The sequence below is a fragment of the Sulfitobacter sp. 15WGC genome (assembly GCF_005068605.1).
Taxonomy (GTDB): Bacteria; Pseudomonadota; Alphaproteobacteria; order Rhodobacterales; family Rhodobacteraceae; genus Sulfitobacter; species Sulfitobacter faviae.
This window is the reverse complement of the sequence record NZ_SZNL01000003.1, coordinates 198,380-214,728: the sequence shown is the minus strand read 5'-3', so window position 1 is coordinate 214,728 and position 16,349 is coordinate 198,380. Positions and strand designations below refer to the sequence as shown.

The following is a 16,349-nucleotide window of genomic DNA, read 5'->3' as shown; positions in this document are numbered from 1 at the left end:
AGATGGGCAAGGTTATCTGCGCGGGCCTTGGCCCCGGCGACCCCGAACTGATGAGTGTGAAATCCGACCGTGCCATTCGCTGCGCGCGGCATCTGGCCTATTTCCGCAAGAAAGGCCGCGCGGGCCAAGCGCGCCGGATCGTCGAGGGGATGCTGCGCGACGACGTGGTGGAATATGCGATGGAATATCCCGTCACCACTGAGTTGCGCTTTGATTCGCCCGAGTATCGCGCCCAAATGGTCGCCTTTTACGAGGAATGGGCCGACCGGCTAGAAGCCTTGGCACGCGATCACGAGGTCATCGTGCTCTGCGAGGGTGATCCTTTCTTCTACGGCTCCTTCATGCATCTGCACACCCGGCTTCAGGGCCGCGCCGAGGTTGAGGTGCTGCCCGCGATCCCCGGCATGGTGGGCTGCTGGAACGCGCTCGATACGCCCTTCACTTGGGGCGACGACGTGGTAACCGTCTTGATGGGCACGCTGCCCGAGGCCGAGTTGACCGATCACATGAAGCGCGCCGATGCGCTGGTGGTGATGAAGACGGGTCGCAACCTGCCCAGCGTGCGCCGCGCGTTGGCGGCGGCGGGCAAGTTGGAGGACGCTTGGCTGGTCGAACGCGGCACCATGCCCGACCAGCGGGTGGCGCGGCTTTCTGACGTGGCGGATGACGACTGCCCCTATTTCGCGATCATCTTGGTCCATGGCCAAGGCCGCAGACCGGAGGCGGAGACATGAGCGGCATCCTTCATATCGCGGGCCTCGGCCCTGGTGATGACGCGCTTGTCACACCCGAGGTGACCGAGGCGCTGGCGCAGGCCACAGACGTTATCGGCTATATCCCTTACGTCGCCCGCGTCGCCCCGCGCGAAGGGCTGACCCTCCACCCCAGCGACAACCGGGTGGAGTTGGACCGCGCGACCCATGCGCTGCAACTGGCGCAGGCGGGCGCGCGGGTGGTGGTGGTGTCTTCGGGCGATCCGGGCGTCTTTGCCATGGCCTCGGCCGTGTTCGAAGCGGTGGAGCGGGATGGGGCGTTTGAAAGCGTCGACATCCGCGTGTTGCCCGGCATCACGGCGATGCTGGCGGCGGCGGCGCGGCTTGGGGCGCCCTTGGGCCATGATTTCTGCGCGATCAACCTCAGCGACAACCTCAAGCCCTGGGCGATGGTGGAGCACCGTTTGCGGATGGCCGCGCGGGCGGATTTCGCGATGGCCTTCTACAACCCCCGCAGCAAATCCCGCCCGCATCAATTCACCGAGGCGTTGGAGATTTTGCGTGCCGAATGCGGGCCGGACCGGCTGATTACCTTCGCCCGCGCCGTGACCACGCCGGAAGAGGCGTTCAACACCGTCACACTGGGCGAGGCGACGCCTGAAATGGCGGATATGCGCACCGTGGTGATCGTCGGCAATTCCGCGACGCGGCGGGTCGGGCGCTATGTCTATACGCCGCGCAGCGCGGTATGATGTAGCCAATGCATCACTTCGGTCACATCATTGGCGGCCACTTCGCCCGGCAGTTTCGGCCGCTCGGCCAAGATCACCGGCAGGCCAAGGCTGCGGGCGGCATCCAGCTTGGCCCGCGCGCCAGCGCCTCCGGCGTTCTTGGCGACGACATGGGTGATCGCATGGGTCTGCATCAGCGCGGTATCCCCCGCCACGTCAAAAGGCCCGCGCGCCAGCACGACCGTCGCCCGCGGCAGCGGCAGCGGGTCGCGTGGCGGATCGACGAGGCGCAGGAGGTAGCGGTGCTGCGGTTTCGCGGCGAAAAGCGCCAGTTGCTGCTTGCCGATGGCCAGAAACACCCGCGCCGGGCTGTCGGGCAGGGCGGCGGGCAGCGCGGTGAGGTCGGGCACGAAGGTCCAGTCGTCCCCCTCCTGCGGCTCCCAAGCGGGGCGCTCGAACCGCACCAGCGGCAGGTCCTGCCGGGCGCAGGCAACGAAGGCATTGTTGCTCATCCCTGCGGCGAAAGGATGGGTGGCGTCGACGACATGGGTGATCGCCTCGGTCTCAAGATAGGCCACCAGCCCCGCCACGCCCCCGAAGCCGCCGACGCGGGTGGGCAGGGGCTGGGCCACGGGGCTGTCTGTGCGTCCGGCATAGGAAAACACCGCGTCGATCCCGGCTTTGGCCAAGGCGCGGGCCAAGGCGCTGGCTTCGGTGGTGCCACCCAAAAGAAGGACGCGCATGATGGGTGATCCTTGGCTCAGCATCATCGGAATGCCCGACGATAGCGCGGATGCCTTGCCCGCGGCAAGCCGCGCGGCGCTGGCAGAGGCCGAGGTGATCTTTGGCGGGCCGCGTCATCTGGAGCGGGGAGGCGCAGGTGCGCGCGGGCGCGCTTGGCCGGTGCCTTTCTCGGTCGAGCCGGTGTTGGCCGAGCGTGGCAAGCGCGTGGCGATGCTGGTGTCGGGCGATCCCTTCTGGTTCGGCGCGGGCGGCAGCATTGTCGGCGCGTTGCAGCCCGACGAATGGCACAGCCTGCCCGCGCCCTCGACCTTCTCGCTGGTGGCCAATGCGCTTGGCTGGCGGTTGGAGGAGGTTACCTGCCACGGGCTTCACGCCGCACCGCTGGCGCAGCTGCGCGGTGCCCTGCGTCCCAAGGGGCGGATGATCTGCCTGCTGCGCGATGGGGAGGCCCCTGCGGCGTTGGCGGAGTTTCTTTGCACACAAGGCGGGGGCACGGCCACGCTGTATGTGGCCGAACGGCTGGGCGGCCCCGATGCGCGGGTGCGGGAGGTGCAGGCGGATGGCTTCGATCTGACGGATGTGCAAGCGCCGGTGGCGGTCGGGGTCGCGCTGCCCAAGGGCATCGGCCTGCCGCGCACCCCCGGCCTGCCGGATGACCATTTTGCCAGCGACGGCCAAATCACCAAGGCGCCGGTGCGGGCGCTGACGCTGTCGGCCCTCGCCCCTCGGCCCGGCGAGTTGCTGTGGGACATCGGCGCGGGGAGCGGCTCGGTCTCGGTCGAGTTCTGCCTCGCCGGTGGGCGCGCCATCGCCTTTGAGCAGCACGCCGCGCGGGTCGAGAATATCACCCGCAATATCGAAGATTTCGGCCTGAACGCGCGTATGCAAACAATTCATGGCCGCGCGCCAAAAGTCTGGGCGGGGCAGCCTTTGCCGGATGTGGTCTTTGTCGGCGGCGGCGGGAACGCGGCGCTTTACGATGCCCTCCTGCCTGCGCTACCAGCGGGCACGCGGCTGGTCGCCAACGGTGTGACGCTGGAAACCGAGGCGCTTTTGGCGCAGCTTCACGCTGCGCATGGGGGCAGTCTTTTGCGGATCGAACTGGCGCAGGCCGCCCCGCTTGGCACAATGCGCGGCTGGCAGCCGCTGCGGCCCGTGGTACAATGGAGCGTGACTTTATGAGGATGGCCGGGATCGGATTTCGGGGCGCGGCAAGCGTCGCCTCGCTGCGCGACGCGCTGGCGCGGGCCAACCCCGATGGCACCAAGATCGACGCGCTGGTGACCGAAGCCGCCAAGGCCCGCGCCACCGTGTTCCGCGAATTCGCGCAAGAGTTGGGCGTGCCGGGGCTTGGCATCACCACCGAAGACTTGGCCCGCATGATAACTCCCACGCAATCGGCTCGGATCGAAGACCGTTTCGGCACCGGCTCCCTGTCCGAGGCCGCCGCATTGGCCGCCGCCGGGCCGGGGGCGGTATTGGTTGCCGAACGCGTCGTTTCGGGCGATGCCATGGCCACCGCGGCGATTGCCGAGAGGAAAGGATAGATACCGTGACTGTACATTTCATCGGGGCCGGGCCGGGGGCGGCGGATCTCATCACCCTGCGCGGGCGCGACCTGATCGCGGCCTGCCGGGTCTGCCTCTACGCCGGGTCGCTTGTGCCCGAGGCGTTGCTGAGCCACTGCCCCGAGGGGGCGCGGATCGTCAACACCGCGCGGCTGTCGCTGGACGATATCATGGAAGAGATCGCCGCCGCCGATGCCGCAGGACATGACGTGGCGCGGCTGCATTCGGGCGACCTGTCGGTCTGGTCGGCGATGGGCGAACAATTGCGCCGCCTGCGCGAGATGGGCATCGCCTATGACGTGACGCCGGGGGTGCCATCCTTTGCAGCCGCCGCGGCGGAACTGGGGGCCGAGCTGACCCTGCCGGGCGTGGCGCAATCGGTGATCCTGACCCGCACCTCGGGCCGCGCCACGGCGATGCCCGAAGGCGAGACCCTGGCCAATTTCGCCCGCACTGGAGCGACGCTGGCCATCCACCTGTCGGTGCATGTGTTTTGATAAAGTCGTCGAAGAACTGACCCCGCATTACGGTGCCGATTGCCCCGTCGCCGTGGTCTGGCGTGCAAGCTGGCCCGATCAGCGCATCGTCAAGGCGACGCTTGCCACCCTGCGCACTGAAGTGGGCGAGGAAATGGCCCGTACCGCGCTGATCCTCGTGGGCCATGCCATCGGGGCCGAGGATTTCGGCGAGAGCCGCCTTTACGCCGCCGATTATGACCGCCGCTTCCGCCCTGTCGGGGCCGAGCCGCGCTTTCCGGAGACTTCCTCATGATCCCGCCCGGCCTGCTGATCTCCGCCCCGGCCTCCGGCACCGGCAAGACAACCTTGATGCTGGGGCTGCTGGCCGCGCTGCGCGCCGAAGGTGTCGCGGTGCAGCCGTTCAAAAGCGGCCCTGATTACATCGATCCGGCCTTTCACACGGCCGCCTCGGGCCGGGCGTCTTTCAACCTCGACAGTTGGTCGATGGACCGCGCGCGGATCGAAGGGCTGGTCGGCAATGCCGATGGGGCCGAGTTGATCCTTGGCGAGGGGTCGATGGGACTGTTTGACGGGGTGGCCAAACCGGGGGCCTGTGGCAATGGCGCCAGCGCCGATGTCGCGGCGCTGATGGGCTGGCCGGTGGTGCTGGTGCTCGACGTATCGGGGGCGGCGCAATCGGTGGCGGCCACGGCGCTCGGCTTTCGCGAGATGCGGCCCGATGTGGAACTGGCGGGCGTGGTGTTGAACCGCGTCGCCTCCCCCCGGCATGAGACGCTGGTGCGCGCGGGGATGGGGGCTGTCGGGATCAAAGTCTTCGGCGCGCTGCCGCGCCGGGTGGAGATCGAAATGCCCGAGCGTCACCTCGGGCTGGTGCAGGCCGGAGAGCAGGAAAACCTGCCCGATCTGCTGGGGCAGGCGGCGGCATTCGTCGCGGCCCATGTCGATGTCCCCGCCCTGCGGGCCGCCGCGCGGGGCACGTTGCAGAACCCGCCCGCTCCGGCGCAGATCACCCCGCCCGGGCAGCGCATCGCGCTGGCGCAGGACAACGCTTTCGCCTTTGTCTATCCGCATCTTTTGGCCGGGTGGCGCGCGGCGGGGGCAGAGGTTCTGCCCTTCTCCCCGCTCGCCGATGAAGCGCCGGACGACAGCGCCGATTGCTGCTGGCTGCCGGGCGGCTACCCGGAACTTCACGCCGGCAAGCTCGCTGCCGCCGCGCAATTCCGCGACGGGCTGCGCGCCTTTGCCGAGACCCGCCCCGTGCATGGCGAATGCGGGGGCTATATGGCGATGGGCGCGGGCCTCATCGACAAAGAGGGCGCCCGGCACGAGATGGCGGGGCTTTTGGGGCTCGAGACCTCTTTCGCCAAACGCAAGATGCATCTGGGCTACCGTCAGGCCGACCTCAACGCGCCGATCCCCGGCCATTCCGCACGGGCCGAATTGCGCGGACATGAGTTCCACTATGCCACGATCCTTGCCGAGCCGGACGCCCCGCTGGCCCGGATCACCGATGCCAATGACCTTGAAGTGCCCGAGACCGGCTCGGTCCGCGATTTCGCGGGGGGTGGGCGTGCCACGGGCACCTTCTTTCACATGATCGCGGCGCTGTGATGGGGGGATTCGTTTCCTTCGTCTCCTCCGGCCCCGGCGACCCGGAGCTCTTGACCGTCAAGGCCGTGGCGCGGTTGCAGGCGGCGGATGTGGTGCTGTTCGATGACCTAAGCGCGGGCCCAATTTTGGAGCACGCGCGGCCCGATGCGGACCTGATCGGCGTCGGCAAACGGGCCGGGCGCGCCTCGCCCAAGCAAGACCATGTGAGCCGCGTGCTGGTCGATCATGCGCAAGCCGGGCTGAAGGTCGTGCGGTTGAAATCCGGCGACAGCGGCATGTTCGGACGGCTGGAGGAAGAGATCATCGCCCTGCGCACGGCGGATATCCCTTTCGAGATCGTGCCGGGCGTGACCGCCGCCTCTGCCGCCGCCGCCACCGCAGGCATCCCGCTGACCCGCCGCATGACCGCGCGGCGCGTGCAATTCATCACCGGCGCGGATGTGACCGGAGGGTTGCCGCGCGACGTGAACATGGCCGCTTTGGCCGATCCGATGGCGACCACCGTGGTCTATATGGGCAAACGCACCTTTGCGGGCCTTGCCGCACGATTGATCGAACACGGGCTGCCAGGCCACACGCCCGCGCTGCTGGCCGAGGCGGTCTCGACCCCGGCGGAGAAAGTGCAGCGCTTCACGATTGAAACGCTGGCGCGCCATCTGGAAAGCACCAGCAGCACCACGCCGGCGCTGATCTTTTACGGACCATTGGCCGAGTTCGAGACGTGAAAGCGTTCGTCTGCACCTCTTGCACCGCCGATGGCGGCTTTCTGGACGTGGTCCGCGCAGGCCTGTCCGAGGTGGAGGTCGAAGGCATCGACTGTATGTCAGGCTGCACGCGGGCGCAGACCGTCGCCTTTCGCGCGCCGGGCAAGGTGGCCTATCTGTTCGGCGAAATCACCGAAGCCGACATGGATGATTTGCGCCGTTTCGTGACGCTCTATGCCGCCTCTGCCGACGGAAAATTCGCCGATGCGCGGGTGCTTGGCGGGCTGCGTTTAAAGGCAATCGCGAGGATACCGGGATGACTGATCTGGAACTGACTTTGATCGGCATCGGCACCGGCAACCCTGAGCATCTGACCCTGCAAGCGATCCGGGCGATGAACGCGCAAGACCTGATCTTGATCCCGCAAAAGGGCGCGGGCAAGGATGATCTGGCGGGGCTGCGGCGGAGCATCTGCGACGAGGTGTTGACCAATGAAGCGGTGCAGATCGTCGGCTTCGATCTGCCCGTGCGTGACCCGGCGATCGAAGATTACCGGGCGCGCGTCGACCACTGGCATGATGCGATTGCCGAGGCATGGCGCGGGGCGATGGCCCAGCATCCGACCGCCCGGCGGGTGGCGCTGCTGGTCTGGGGCGACCCGTCGCTATATGACAGCACCCTGCGCATCGCCGCGCGGCTGGAACCTGCGCCCCGCATCACCGTGATCCCCGGCATCACCTCATTGCAAGGGCTGACGGCGGCTCATGCGATCCCGCTGAATGAGATCGGTGCGCCCTTCATGGTGACCACCGGGCGGCAGTTGCGCGATCACGGTTGGCCCGAAGGGGTCGATACGCTGGTGATCATGCTCGATGGCGATGGCGCCTTTCAGGCGTTGGACGCGGAAGGCGTGACGATCTGGTGGGGCGCCTATGTCGGCATGGCCGAAGAGATCATCCGCCATGGCCCGTTGGCCGAGGTTGCCGAAGACATCATCGCCACCCGTGCCGCCGCCCGCGCGGCGCATGGTTGGATCATGGACATCTACCTGCTCCGGCGCGGCTGATTCTTAACCGTCGGGATCGACCTTGCCGCGCATCGCTTTGACCTCGCCGCGCACCTTCTTGGCCTTGAGGCGGCGCTTTTTCGACCCCAGCGTCGGGCGGGTGGCGATGCGGCGTTTCGGCGGGGTGAGGGCGCGGCGGATCAACTCGGCCAGACGCTCGCGCACCAATTCGCGGTTGCGGGCCTGACTGCGGGTCTCGTCACATTGCAGCACCAATGCGCCTTCGGTGGTCCAGCGCCGCCCGGCCAGACGGCGCAGCCGGTTCTTGACCGGTTGCGGCAGGGAGGGCGAGGTGGCAGCTTCGAACCGCAATTCCACCGCCGAGGAGACCTTGTTCACATTCTGCCCGCCGGGGCCGGAGGCACGCATGAAGCTTTCCGTCAGCTCCCAATCCTGAATGGCGATGTCATCGTTGATGTGCAGCATGGGCTCTCCTTGCCCCCGCAACATGCCAGCCCGCGCGGTGAGGGTGAAGGGGGAATGCGAAATGGGCCGCCCCTTGCGGAGCGGCCCAATCGAATGGTTTCAGGAGGGGGATCGGTTAGACCGACGTCCACCAGGTGGTTGCATTGCCAGGGGCTGCCCTAGCAGGAAACCCCGCTGGCTGTTCCGACACCTCGCTCCAATACCTTTCTTGACACTGGATCACCTCCTTTACATTTGTTGAACTCACCCTGAGCGTTGCACAGGTTTTGAAATTCGCAAAGCGTTTTTTTTTAAGGGGCGCGGCGGCAGGGGGTGGCCCCCTGCGCCGGTATCATGCGCGGGCGGTCAGCCGTGCGGTCAGCAGCCGGAAGGGGATCAGCGCGAGCAGCGCGATGGCCAGTTTGACCGACCAATCCGCCACGGCGAGCGAGACCCAAAGCGGCGCGCGCGGGCCCGTGCCCAAAAGCGGCAGCGTCTCGGCGGCCCAAGCCACATCGGTGGCGGGGTGGATGAACGACAGGCTGGCCGAAAAGGCGATGGAGAAAAACAGCGCCGTGTCGATCGCGCTGCTGATCAAGGTGCTGACCAAGGGCGCGCGCCACCATGCGCCATCGCGGAAACGGTTAAAGATCGTCACGTCCAACAGCTGCGCCACGAGGAAGGCGGTGCCCGAAGCCACGGCGATGCGGATCGTCACCAGCGGGCCGAACTCGCCCATGATCTGCGTGCCAATGAGCGAGCAGATCAGGCCCACGACAAAGCCCACCAACACGACCCGGCGCGCGGCAGAGGCGCCGTAGAGACGGTTCATCACATCGGTGACGAGGAAGGCCAGCGGATAGGTGAAAGCCCCCCAGGTCAGCCATTGGCCAAAGAGAAACTGAACAAGGATATTCGAGGCCACGACGATGGCGGCCATGGCAAGAATGCCGGGAAGATAGGTGCGTGTCATATGTGAACCGTTTTGTGCAAGGGTGCGGCGACTTGGCCTGCGGGGATCGCAGACCGGACGGCTTTAGCCCTCGGAACCCGGTTTGGCAAGGATCAGCTCGACCACCTCATTGCGCTGCATGACGAAGAAGTTGTCGTCCGACAGCAGGGTCAACCGGGTTTGCCCCGCCGCATCCTGCCACGCGCTGAGCGCTTCGAGGTTGTCATATTGACCGGGGCCGGAGGTCAGCAGTGTCTCTTCGCCAAGCGCAGGCGCGGTGAGGTTAAAGCTGCGGATGCGGCTGCGAAACCCCAGCGGCGTGATCGTCCGCTCCAGCAGGTAAAGCGTGCCGTCCTCGGCAAAATCGGCATCCACCGGCAGGAACGGCCCCCGGCGCGGGATCTCTGCGGTGATCGTCCAACTGCTGCCGTCAAAGGCATAGAGCGGGAAATCACCCGAGGCCGGGCCGCCGCCTTCGGGGGTCGCAAAGAGCCGCCCATCGGGGTGGGCGGCCAAAGTCTCCATCCCCGCGTTTGGCTCGAACTTGGCGAAGTCGTCATGTCTGGGCAGCGGGGTGGTGACGCCGCTCTCGGGCGACAGCCGCGCGACATGGTGGTCGTGCTCGAATGAGACGTAGAGTTGCCCGCTGCCGTCAAGCGCCAGCGCTTCGGCATCGCGCATCTTGTCGCGCAGGGGCTTGCCGTCGGCATCTTTGAGCGGAGCATCCTCCACAATCTCAAGCGCGACCAAACGGCCCGCCTCGCGCAGCATGCGCGCTTGCACCACGCGGCCCCGGTCCGACACCGCCGTGAGGCGGGTGCCATCGGCATTCACCTCGACCCCGGAAAAGCCGCCGAACCACGGCGCCGGATGGCGCCATGTCAGCACGCTGTCCACCTGCACCACCGGCCCTGTCTGCGCGGCGGGGGCCACGCAGGCGATGAGCAGAAAGAACGGGAGGCAGGCGCGGATCAGTTTGCGTTCAGAACGGCGTTGCATTGGGCAGGCAGGTCCGCAAGCAGGATATCGCGCTTGGGCTTGGGTTTTACTTTGGGCGCGTTCGGATCCGGTTTCGGTGGGTTCAGGATGTTGGCCTGCCACTGGCGCGCATCGGCGCAGCCGTCACCGGGCGGGGGCGGGGCCTGATCCACACAGCCGCGCGCGCCTTTGGGGCAGCTGATGCGGATGTGGAAGTGATAGTGATGCCCGTACCAAGGCCGGATTTTGCGCAGATAGCTGCGGTCGCCTTTCTCATCGGCGCACATCTGCACCTTGGCGCCGGGGAAGACGAAGATACGCGCGGTGCGGGGGTCTTGGGCCGCAGCCTTGATCACCTCGTGATGCGCAGGGGTCCAAGAGGAATTCACATAGGCCCCGCTCGCCCGGCGCATGGAGATCGAGGAGATATTCTCGCGCTGCGCCCGGCTGAGGTTCAGGGATTTGGGCGGCAGCATCCAGATGTCGGCATCAAGCCCGATCTGGTGGCTGGCGTGACCGGTCAGCATCGGCCCGCCGCGCGGCTGGCTCATATCGCCGACATAGACGCCTTCCCAACCGGGCTGCTGCGCGGCCTTCCGGCTGAGCTTTTTAACCATGTCGATCATCTCGGGGTGGGCCCAGTTGCGGTTGCGCGACAGGCGCATGGCTTGCCATGTCGGACCCGTCTCGGGCAATTGCTCGGCCCCGGCAAGGCAGCCTTTGGAATAGCTGCCGAAAGCCGCCGGAGATTGCGCGGAGGCAAAGCTCTTGGCCCCGAAAAGCCGCTTGGCCTCGACCGTGCTCAATGCGCCGCCCGAAGAGCCGATGGTCGGCAGGGCGACCTTCTCACCGCTGATGTCGGTCTCGGTCCGGCCGCCCCCGCAAGAGGCAAGCGCAAAGGCCAGCGCCACGGAGGTGAGGGTGCGAAGCAGCGTCATGTGGCGAAATCTCCCTTGGGTTTGACCCAGGCTAACAGGATCACACCGACGATGAAAAGCCCTACGACAGGGGTGATGCCAAGCCGTTGGCTGCCGGTGAGGTCGCTGGTCAGGGCAATCAGCGCCGGTGCGAGAAAGGAGGTGGCTTTGCCCGAGAGGGCGTAGAGGCCAAACGCCTCGGTCATCCGATCGGGGTTTCCCTGCCGGGTCAGCATGTTACGCGATGACGCCTGGAGCGCCCCACCCGCCGCCCCGATAGAGGCCCCGGCGACGTAGAACAGAATATCGGGCAGGGCGGAGCCTTCGGGCAAAGAAACGCCCATGACCGAATTCGGCCCCAGCGAGATGATCAGGCAGGCGGTGGCGATGAGGATGACGCAGCAGGCCACGATCACCGGCATCGGCCCGATGCGCCGGTCGATCCGCCCGCCCAACACGCAGAACACCGCGCCCGAGATGGCCGCGAGGATGCCGAAGATGCCGATCTCTTGGATCGACCAATCCAGCACCCCAAGCGCATAGACCCCGCCAAAGGTATACATCCCGTTCAGCGCGTCGCGGTAGAACATCGACGAGCCGAGATAGGCCAGCAGAGACGGATGCTTCGGCAGCCCCCGCAGGGTGCGCGCCAAATCCGCAAGACCCGCGCCCACGCGATACTGCACGGCCCCGGGTTTCGGCCTGTCGCGCACATAAAGAAAGAAGGGGGTCATAAAGACCGCGTACCAGATGGCCGTCAGCGGCCCGACGATGCGGGTGTCGGCCTTTGTCGCCGGGTCGAGCCCGAAAAGCGGCGTCAGCCCCGCCATGGTGCGCCCATTCGCGCCGCTTTGAAACAGGGCGATCATCGCGATCAGCGCCAGCACCCCGCCCGCATAGCCAAAGGCCCAGCCATCGCCGGAAATGCGCCCCCGCTCATCCGCGTCGGGGTGCAGCTCGGGCAGGTAGGCATTGGTAAAGATCGTCGCGAACTCCATCCCGACCAAGCCGATGCCGAAAAAGAACAGCGCCCAAAGCAGAGAGAAATCCGCCGGGGCCGTCCACCACAGCGCGCCCGCGCCGACCACATACATGGCCGAGAAGAGCCGGATCCAAGGCATCCGCCGCCCCGAGGAATCCGCCACAGCGCCCAAGATCGGCGCCAGCACCGCAATCGCGACGCCCGCCAATGCCAGACCATAGCCCCAGTATGCCTGCGCTTGGGCTTTCGCGGCGCCAAGCTCCATCCCGCCTTCGACCAGCGCATTGGTCGCGGTCTGGGCAAAATAGGGGCCGAAGATGAAAGTCAAAAGCAGGGTGTTGTAAGGCTGGCTGGCCCAGTCAAAGAAATACCATCCCCAGATGCGCTTGCGCCCGCCTGTCTGTGCCATGTTGCGCCCCTTCGCGGCCTGCCCTTTTTCAAGTTAGAGCAGGGCAGGGCGCAAGGCGCAAGCGTCAGTAAGGGCAGGGGGCGAGGCAGAGGAGGGCGGTCGGCTCAGGCCGAAAGCGGCCCTGCCGCATCGGGGGTCGGGGCCGCGTCCTGCATTGGCGGCCAGGGGCGGTGCGCATCGGCGCGGATCCATTCGGCCACCCAGCCCGGCACCTCAGGCGAAGCTTGCTGCCGTCCCATCGCTTGCAAGACCTTTTCCGGCGGGATCAGCCCGTTACGATCGGTCACGGCGGAACGGTAGAGCACATGGCTCGCGCATTCGCCGTTCTTCTTCCACATGGATTGCTCAAGGTAGATGAACTTGTCGTCCCAACACAGGGTCCGGCTGCGCATCTCGAACTTCTCGAACATGCGGATGCGGCGGCGGAACCGCGTGCTGGATCCCGCGATGGTGATCGCCCATTTGTTCTGCCGCAGCAGCGTGATCAGCCCGGCCCGCTGCGCCATGGCGGTGCGGCCCAGATCATAGAGCGACAGCGCCCGCCCGTTGTTCAACTCCATCCAGATATCGAGGTCATGCGGCCAGCAGATGTGGTGGCTGACATGGGTGTCGGTCAGATTGTCCAGCGGCGCCTGCCGCGCGGCGACGATGACGTCTTTGGCCATGCGGATGATCGGGAACATGGGGCTTTCCTTTGTCGTGACGCCGCGGATCTGCGGCGGAAGCGCTGCGCGGTCAAGCATATACGTCGCGGCACTCTTGCCCTTTGAGGGCGGGGCGCTTAACTGTCTTGCGTCAAACCAAGGGGATATTCCATGACGTCGCTGTTCCAGATCCTGATGCTGCTTTTGAACATCGTTTGGTTCATCGTCATCGCCCATGTCATCATGTCTTGGTTGATCAACTTTCAGGTGCTGAACCTGCGCCAGCCGCTGGTGGCGCAGATCTGGGACGGGCTGAACCGCATTCTTGAGCCGGTCTATAGCCGCGTGCGCAATGTGATCCCGCCGATGGGTGGCCTGGACCTCGCCCCCCTGATCGTGCTGATCGCCGTCGCCATGGCGCGGATCGTGCTGACCAACAACGCAGCGGCCTTCTACTGACGCGTGGCTCGGCCCGCCCGCGCGCCGATGTCGCGGGCATCTGGCCTTGTTCACGCTTTGTTAGTGTGGGAGTCTGCATAAAAAGAGCAGACAATCTTACAGGTTCTCCATGACAGGCGCTGCCACGCTTCTTCGTGATGTATTCGGTTTCGACGGGTTCCGCCCCGGCCAGCAAGAGATTGTTGAGGCCGTGACCGAGGGCGAGAACGTGCTGGCCATCATGCCCACAGGCGGCGGCAAATCCCTGTGTTTCCAATTGCCTGCCCTGATGCGCGAGGGGGTGACGGTGGTCATCTCGCCGCTGATTGCCCTGATGCGCGATCAGGTCCGCAGCCTGCAAGAAGCAGGCGTTGCGGCAGGGGCGCTCACCTCAGGCAACACGCCCGAAGAGACCGATGCGGTTTGGGAGGCGTTGGAAGCTGGCACGCTCAAACTGCTCTACATGGCGCCGGAACGGCTGGCGGCAGGCTCCGCCATGGGGATGCTGCGCCGGGTTGGCGTGAACCTCATCGCCGTGGACGAGGCGCATTGCGTCAGCCAATGGGGCCATGACTTCCGCCCCGATTACCTCCGCATCGGTGAGCTGCGCCGCACGCTCGACGTGCCGCTGGCGGCCTTCACCGCCACGGCGGATGCCGAGACTCAGGCCGAGATCGTTGAGAAGCTGTTTGACGGCACCCCGCCGCGCGCTTTCCTGCGTGGTTTCGACCGGCCCAATATCCACCTCGCCTTTGCCGCCAAGAACAAGCCGCGCGACCAGATCCTCGCCTTCGCCGGGGCGCGGCGCGGCCAGTCGGGCATCGTCTATTGCGGCACCCGCGCCAAGACCGAGGGGCTGGCCAAGGCGCTGCGCGATCAGGGGCAGGAGGCGCTGCATTACCACGGCGGCATGGAGGCTGAGGACCGCCGCATCGCCGAGCGCCGCTTTCAGCAAGAGGACGGGCTCATTGTCTGCGCCACCGTGGCCTTTGGCATGGGGGTCGACAAGCCCGACATTCGCTGGGTCGCCCATGCCGATCTGCCCAAGTCGATCGAGGCCTATTACCAGGAGATCGGCCGCGCCGGACGCGACGGCGCGCCCGCCGAGACGCTGACGCTTTTCGGCCCTGACGACATCCGTCTGCGCCGCGCCCAGATCGACGAGGGGCTGGCCCCGCCCGAACGCCGCGCCGCCGACCACGGGCGGCTCAACGCGCTTTTGGGTCTGGCCGAAGCGCTGGAATGCCGCCGCAAGACCCTGCTGGGCTATTTCGATGAGACCGAGGTCACCTGCGGGCGCTGCGATCTGTGCGACAATCCGGCGGAGGTTTTCGACGGCACCACGGCGGTGCGCAAGGCGCTCTCGGCCATGTTGCGCACCGACGAATGGTTCGGCGCGGGCCATCTCATCGACATCCTCTTGGGTAATGAGACCGAGAAGGTCCGCCAGCGCGGCCACCAATCGCTGCCGACCTACGGCGTGGGCGGGGAATACAGCCGCAACGAATGGCAGGCGGTGTTCCGGCAGATGATGGGCCATGACCTCGTGCGCCCGGATGCCGAGCGTCACGGCGCGCTGCGCATGACCGACGCCGCCCTGCCGATCCTGCGCGGCGAGGCCAGCATCAACCTGCGCCGCGATACGATCAAGGCGGCGGGCGCGAACCGGCGGCCCGCGGTCAAGGCCATGGTCAGCGACGAGGATGCGCCGCTGCTCTCGGCGCTCAAGGCCAAGCGTCGCGCGCTGGCCGAGGCGGCCCGCGTGCCCGCCTATATCATCTTCACCGACCGGACATTGATCGAAATGGCCGAGGCGCGTCCGCAAGACCTCGACGCCATGGCGCGGATCGGCGGGGTGGGTGCCAAGAAGCTGGAAAATTACGGTGCAGCCTTCCTCGAAGTCATCAACGGCGAGGCGCAGCCGATGCACAAGGCGCGGCGCAAGCTGGCGGGGCGCGAGGCGGGCAATGTCTATGACCAACTCTTGCAGGTGCAGGCCGACCTCGCGCGCGGCGCGCAGGGCACCGAAAAGCCGCTAAGCTGTTCTGCCGCGATGCTGGCAAAGGTGGCGCAACTGCGCAGCGCCGACCCTTCGGCCATCGAACGATTGCTCGGCGACAAACGCGCCGAACGCTTTGGCCCCGCCTTTCTGGACGTTCTGCGCGACGCGGGCTAGATCACCCCGAAACGCCCCAAGGAGACTGCCATGCTCGTCGTTATTTCCCCCGCCAAACGCCTTGATTGGGCCGCGCGCGATGTCGCCGTCACCCAGCCTGATTTTCAGGAAGACGCCGTCCGGTTGGCGACGACTGCGCGCAATCTCAGCTTGGGCGATCTTAAAAGCCTGATGGGGCTGAGCGACGATCTGGCGCGGCTCAACCGCGACCGCTTTCAGGCGTTCGAGGCTGAGCCCACAGCCGAGGTCACCCGCCCCGCCGCGCTGGCCTTTGCCGGCGACACCTATCAGGGGCTGGAGGCCACGAGCCTTGATGCCGATGAGATGACCTATGCCCAAGATCACCTGCGCATCCTGTCGGGCCTTTACGGCGTGCTGCGCCCGCTCGACGCGATCCAAGCCTACCGGCTGGAGATGGGCAGCAAGCTGAAAACACGCCGTGGCGGCACCCTCTATGACTACTGGCGCGACAGTCTATCCAAAGCGCTGAATGCACAGGGTGAGGCGACCGGCAGCGATGTTCTGGTGAATTGCGCCAGTCAGGAATACTTTGGCGCGGTGGACCTCAAGGCGCTGAAACTGCGGGTGATCACCCCGCAATTCATGGAAGATAAGGGCGATGGCAAGGGGCCGAAGATTGTCAGCTTCTTCGCCAAGAAGGCGCGCGGTGCCATGGCCCGCTACATCGTGCAGCACCGGGTGAGCGACCCAGAAGGCTTGCAGGATTTCGACAGCGGCGGCTATGCCTATCAGCCCGATGCCTCGACGCCCGAGCGTCCAGTCTTTGTCCGGCCCTACCCGTCGAACTGATCCGCGGGCGGGGCGGCGATGC

The 16,349-nt window shown here is 66.3% G+C and carries 18 protein-coding genes and 1 pseudogene; 12 read left to right on the top strand and 7 right to left on the bottom strand.

Translation table 11 applies throughout. The annotated features are described in order from the left end of the window. Window positions 1-2: 2 nt before the first annotated feature. Window positions 3-734, top strand: coding sequence for a precorrin-2 C(20)-methyltransferase (cobI, locus tag FCK22_RS04025; RefSeq protein WP_136720233.1), 732 nt, complete (start codon window positions 3-5; stop codon window positions 732-734). Beyond that, window positions 731-1,465, top strand: coding sequence for a precorrin-3B C(17)-methyltransferase (cobJ, locus tag FCK22_RS04020; protein ID WP_067265684.1), 735 nt, complete (start codon window positions 731-733; stop codon window positions 1,463-1,465). Before cobI ends, cobJ begins: the two co-directional genes overlap by 4 nt. On the opposite strand, the gene FCK22_RS04015 is transcribed toward cobJ, so the two are convergent. Next, complete coding sequence (locus FCK22_RS04015) at window positions 1,441-2,190, bottom strand: cobalt-precorrin-6A reductase (RefSeq protein WP_136720244.1); 750 nt, start codon at window positions 2,188-2,190, stop codon at window positions 1,441-1,443. The genes cobJ and FCK22_RS04015 overlap by 25 nt on opposite strands. On the opposite strand from FCK22_RS04015, the gene cbiT reads away from it, so the two are divergent. The 7 genes and pseudogenes from cbiT (at window position 2,189) to cobF (ending at window position 7,616) form a co-directional block, all read left to right on the top strand. Then, entirely contained in the window at window positions 2,189-3,370 is a 1,182-nt protein-coding gene (gene cbiT, locus FCK22_RS04010) for a precorrin-6Y C5,15-methyltransferase (decarboxylating) subunit CbiT (protein WP_067267850.1), read from the top strand. The two genes, FCK22_RS04015 and cbiT, sit on opposite strands and share 2 nt — an antisense overlap. Then, entirely contained in the window at window positions 3,367-3,735 is a 369-nt protein-coding gene (locus FCK22_RS04005; RefSeq protein WP_067267847.1) for a cobalamin biosynthesis protein, read from the top strand. Before cbiT ends, FCK22_RS04005 begins: the two co-directional genes overlap by 4 nt. A gap of 5 nt (window positions 3,736-3,740) precedes the next feature. Beyond that, window positions 3,741-4,527: pseudogene (cobM, locus tag FCK22_RS04000) on the top strand (precorrin-4 C(11)-methyltransferase). Further along, the gene (locus FCK22_RS03995) at window positions 4,524-5,846 is read left to right on the top strand and encodes a cobyrinate a,c-diamide synthase (RefSeq protein WP_067267844.1); all 1,323 of its coding nucleotides are present in this window, start codon (window positions 4,524-4,526) and stop codon (window positions 5,844-5,846) included. Before cobM ends, FCK22_RS03995 begins: the two are co-directional and overlap by 4 nt. Then, complete coding sequence (cobA, locus tag FCK22_RS03990) at window positions 5,846-6,571, top strand: uroporphyrinogen-III C-methyltransferase (protein WP_067267842.1); 726 nt, start codon at window positions 5,846-5,848, stop codon at window positions 6,569-6,571. The genes FCK22_RS03995 and cobA overlap by 1 nt, the downstream gene beginning before the upstream one ends. Next, window positions 6,568-6,870: a DUF1636 family protein gene (locus tag FCK22_RS03985; protein WP_082852156.1), complete on the top strand. Its 303-nt coding sequence runs from the start codon at window positions 6,568-6,570 to the stop codon at window positions 6,868-6,870. Before cobA ends, FCK22_RS03985 begins: the two co-directional genes overlap by 4 nt. Continuing rightward, window positions 6,867-7,616 (top strand): precorrin-6A synthase (deacetylating), encoded by a 750-nt coding sequence (gene cobF, locus FCK22_RS03980; protein ID WP_067267839.1) that lies wholly within the window; start codon window positions 6,867-6,869, stop codon window positions 7,614-7,616. Before FCK22_RS03985 ends, cobF begins: the two co-directional genes overlap by 4 nt. Before the next feature lie 3 nt (window positions 7,617-7,619). On the opposite strand, the gene arfB is transcribed toward cobF, so the two are convergent. The 6 genes from arfB to FCK22_RS03950 all read right to left on the bottom strand — a co-directional run bounded on the left by arfB (window position 7,620) and on the right by FCK22_RS03950 (window position 12,942). Then, window positions 7,620-8,042, bottom strand: coding sequence for an alternative ribosome rescue aminoacyl-tRNA hydrolase ArfB (arfB, locus tag FCK22_RS03975; protein WP_067267837.1), 423 nt, complete (start codon window positions 8,040-8,042; stop codon window positions 7,620-7,622). Window positions 8,043-8,373: 331 nt separating this feature from the next. Beyond that, complete coding sequence (locus tag FCK22_RS03970) at window positions 8,374-8,994, bottom strand: queuosine precursor transporter (protein ID WP_067267835.1); 621 nt, start codon at window positions 8,992-8,994, stop codon at window positions 8,374-8,376. 63 nt (window positions 8,995-9,057) lie between these two features. Then, window positions 9,058-9,972, bottom strand: a complete 915-nt coding sequence (locus FCK22_RS03965; RefSeq protein WP_067267834.1) for an esterase-like activity of phytase family protein — start codon at window positions 9,970-9,972, stop codon at window positions 9,058-9,060. Beyond that, window positions 9,945-10,889, bottom strand: a complete 945-nt coding sequence (mepA, locus tag FCK22_RS03960) for a penicillin-insensitive murein endopeptidase (protein ID WP_067267832.1) — start codon at window positions 10,887-10,889, stop codon at window positions 9,945-9,947. The genes FCK22_RS03965 and mepA overlap by 28 nt, the downstream gene beginning before the upstream one ends. Next, window positions 10,886-12,259 (bottom strand): MFS transporter, encoded by a 1,374-nt coding sequence (locus tag FCK22_RS03955; RefSeq protein ID WP_067267830.1) that lies wholly within the window; start codon window positions 12,257-12,259, stop codon window positions 10,886-10,888. The genes mepA and FCK22_RS03955 overlap by 4 nt, the downstream gene beginning before the upstream one ends. A gap of 104 nt (window positions 12,260-12,363) precedes the next feature. Then, window positions 12,364-12,942: an acyl-CoA thioesterase gene (locus tag FCK22_RS03950; protein ID WP_067267849.1), complete on the bottom strand. Its 579-nt coding sequence runs from the start codon at window positions 12,940-12,942 to the stop codon at window positions 12,364-12,366. A 132-nt stretch (window positions 12,943-13,074) separates the two neighbouring features. Between FCK22_RS03950 and FCK22_RS03945 the strand changes: the two genes are divergently transcribed. From FCK22_RS03945 to yaaA, 3 genes are all read left to right on the top strand, one after another. Next, on the top strand, window positions 13,075-13,362 hold the full coding sequence (locus FCK22_RS03945; RefSeq protein ID WP_067267829.1) for a YggT family protein: 288 nt from the start codon (window positions 13,075-13,077) through the stop codon (window positions 13,360-13,362). A gap of 109 nt (window positions 13,363-13,471) precedes the next feature. Beyond that, a complete protein-coding gene (recQ, locus tag FCK22_RS03940) occupies window positions 13,472-15,517 on the top strand; it encodes a DNA helicase RecQ (RefSeq protein ID WP_067267827.1) in 2,046 nt (681 codons plus the stop codon). Between the two features lie 30 nt (window positions 15,518-15,547). Next, a complete protein-coding gene (yaaA, locus tag FCK22_RS03935; protein ID WP_067267825.1) occupies window positions 15,548-16,327 on the top strand; it encodes a peroxide stress protein YaaA in 780 nt (259 codons plus the stop codon). Window positions 16,328-16,349 lie beyond the last annotated feature (22 nt).

Bases quoted from the DNA above. Each gene is read 5' to 3' on its own strand.
- FCK22_RS03970 (WP_067267835.1), bottom strand. From the start codon at position 8,994: ATGACACGCACCTATCTTCCCGGCATTCTTGCCATGGCCGCCATCGTC.
- cobF (WP_067267839.1), top strand. From the start codon at position 6,867: ATGACTGATCTGGAACTGACTTTGATCGGCATCGGCACCGGCAACCCT.
- FCK22_RS03995 (WP_067267844.1), top strand. From the start codon at position 4,524: ATGATCCCGCCCGGCCTGCTGATCTCCGCCCCGGCCTCCGGCACCGGC.
- arfB (WP_067267837.1), bottom strand. From the start codon at position 8,042: ATGCTGCACATCAACGATGACATCGCCATTCAGGATTGGGAGCTGACG.
- recQ (WP_067267827.1), top strand. From the start codon at position 13,472: ATGACAGGCGCTGCCACGCTTCTTCGTGATGTATTCGGTTTCGACGGG.
- cbiT (WP_067267850.1), top strand. From the start codon at position 2,189: ATGGGTGATCCTTGGCTCAGCATCATCGGAATGCCCGACGATAGCGCG.
- cobJ (WP_067265684.1), top strand. From the start codon at position 731: ATGAGCGGCATCCTTCATATCGCGGGCCTCGGCCCTGGTGATGACGCG.
- FCK22_RS03950 (WP_067267849.1), bottom strand. From the start codon at position 12,942: ATGTTCCCGATCATCCGCATGGCCAAAGACGTCATCGTCGCCGCGCGG.
- FCK22_RS03945 (WP_067267829.1), top strand. From the start codon at position 13,075: ATGACGTCGCTGTTCCAGATCCTGATGCTGCTTTTGAACATCGTTTGG.
- mepA (WP_067267832.1), bottom strand. From the start codon at position 10,889: ATGACGCTGCTTCGCACCCTCACCTCCGTGGCGCTGGCCTTTGCGCTT.
- FCK22_RS04005 (WP_067267847.1), top strand. From the start codon at position 3,367: ATGAGGATGGCCGGGATCGGATTTCGGGGCGCGGCAAGCGTCGCCTCG.
- FCK22_RS03965 (WP_067267834.1), bottom strand. From the start codon at position 9,972: ATGCAACGCCGTTCTGAACGCAAACTGATCCGCGCCTGCCTCCCGTTC.
- cobI (WP_136720233.1), top strand. From the start codon at position 3: ATGGGCAAGGTTATCTGCGCGGGCCTTGGCCCCGGCGACCCCGAACTG.
- cobA (WP_067267842.1), top strand. From the start codon at position 5,846: ATGGGGGGATTCGTTTCCTTCGTCTCCTCCGGCCCCGGCGACCCGGAG.
- yaaA (WP_067267825.1), top strand. From the start codon at position 15,548: ATGCTCGTCGTTATTTCCCCCGCCAAACGCCTTGATTGGGCCGCGCGC.
- FCK22_RS03955 (WP_067267830.1), bottom strand. From the start codon at position 12,259: ATGGCACAGACAGGCGGGCGCAAGCGCATCTGGGGATGGTATTTCTTT.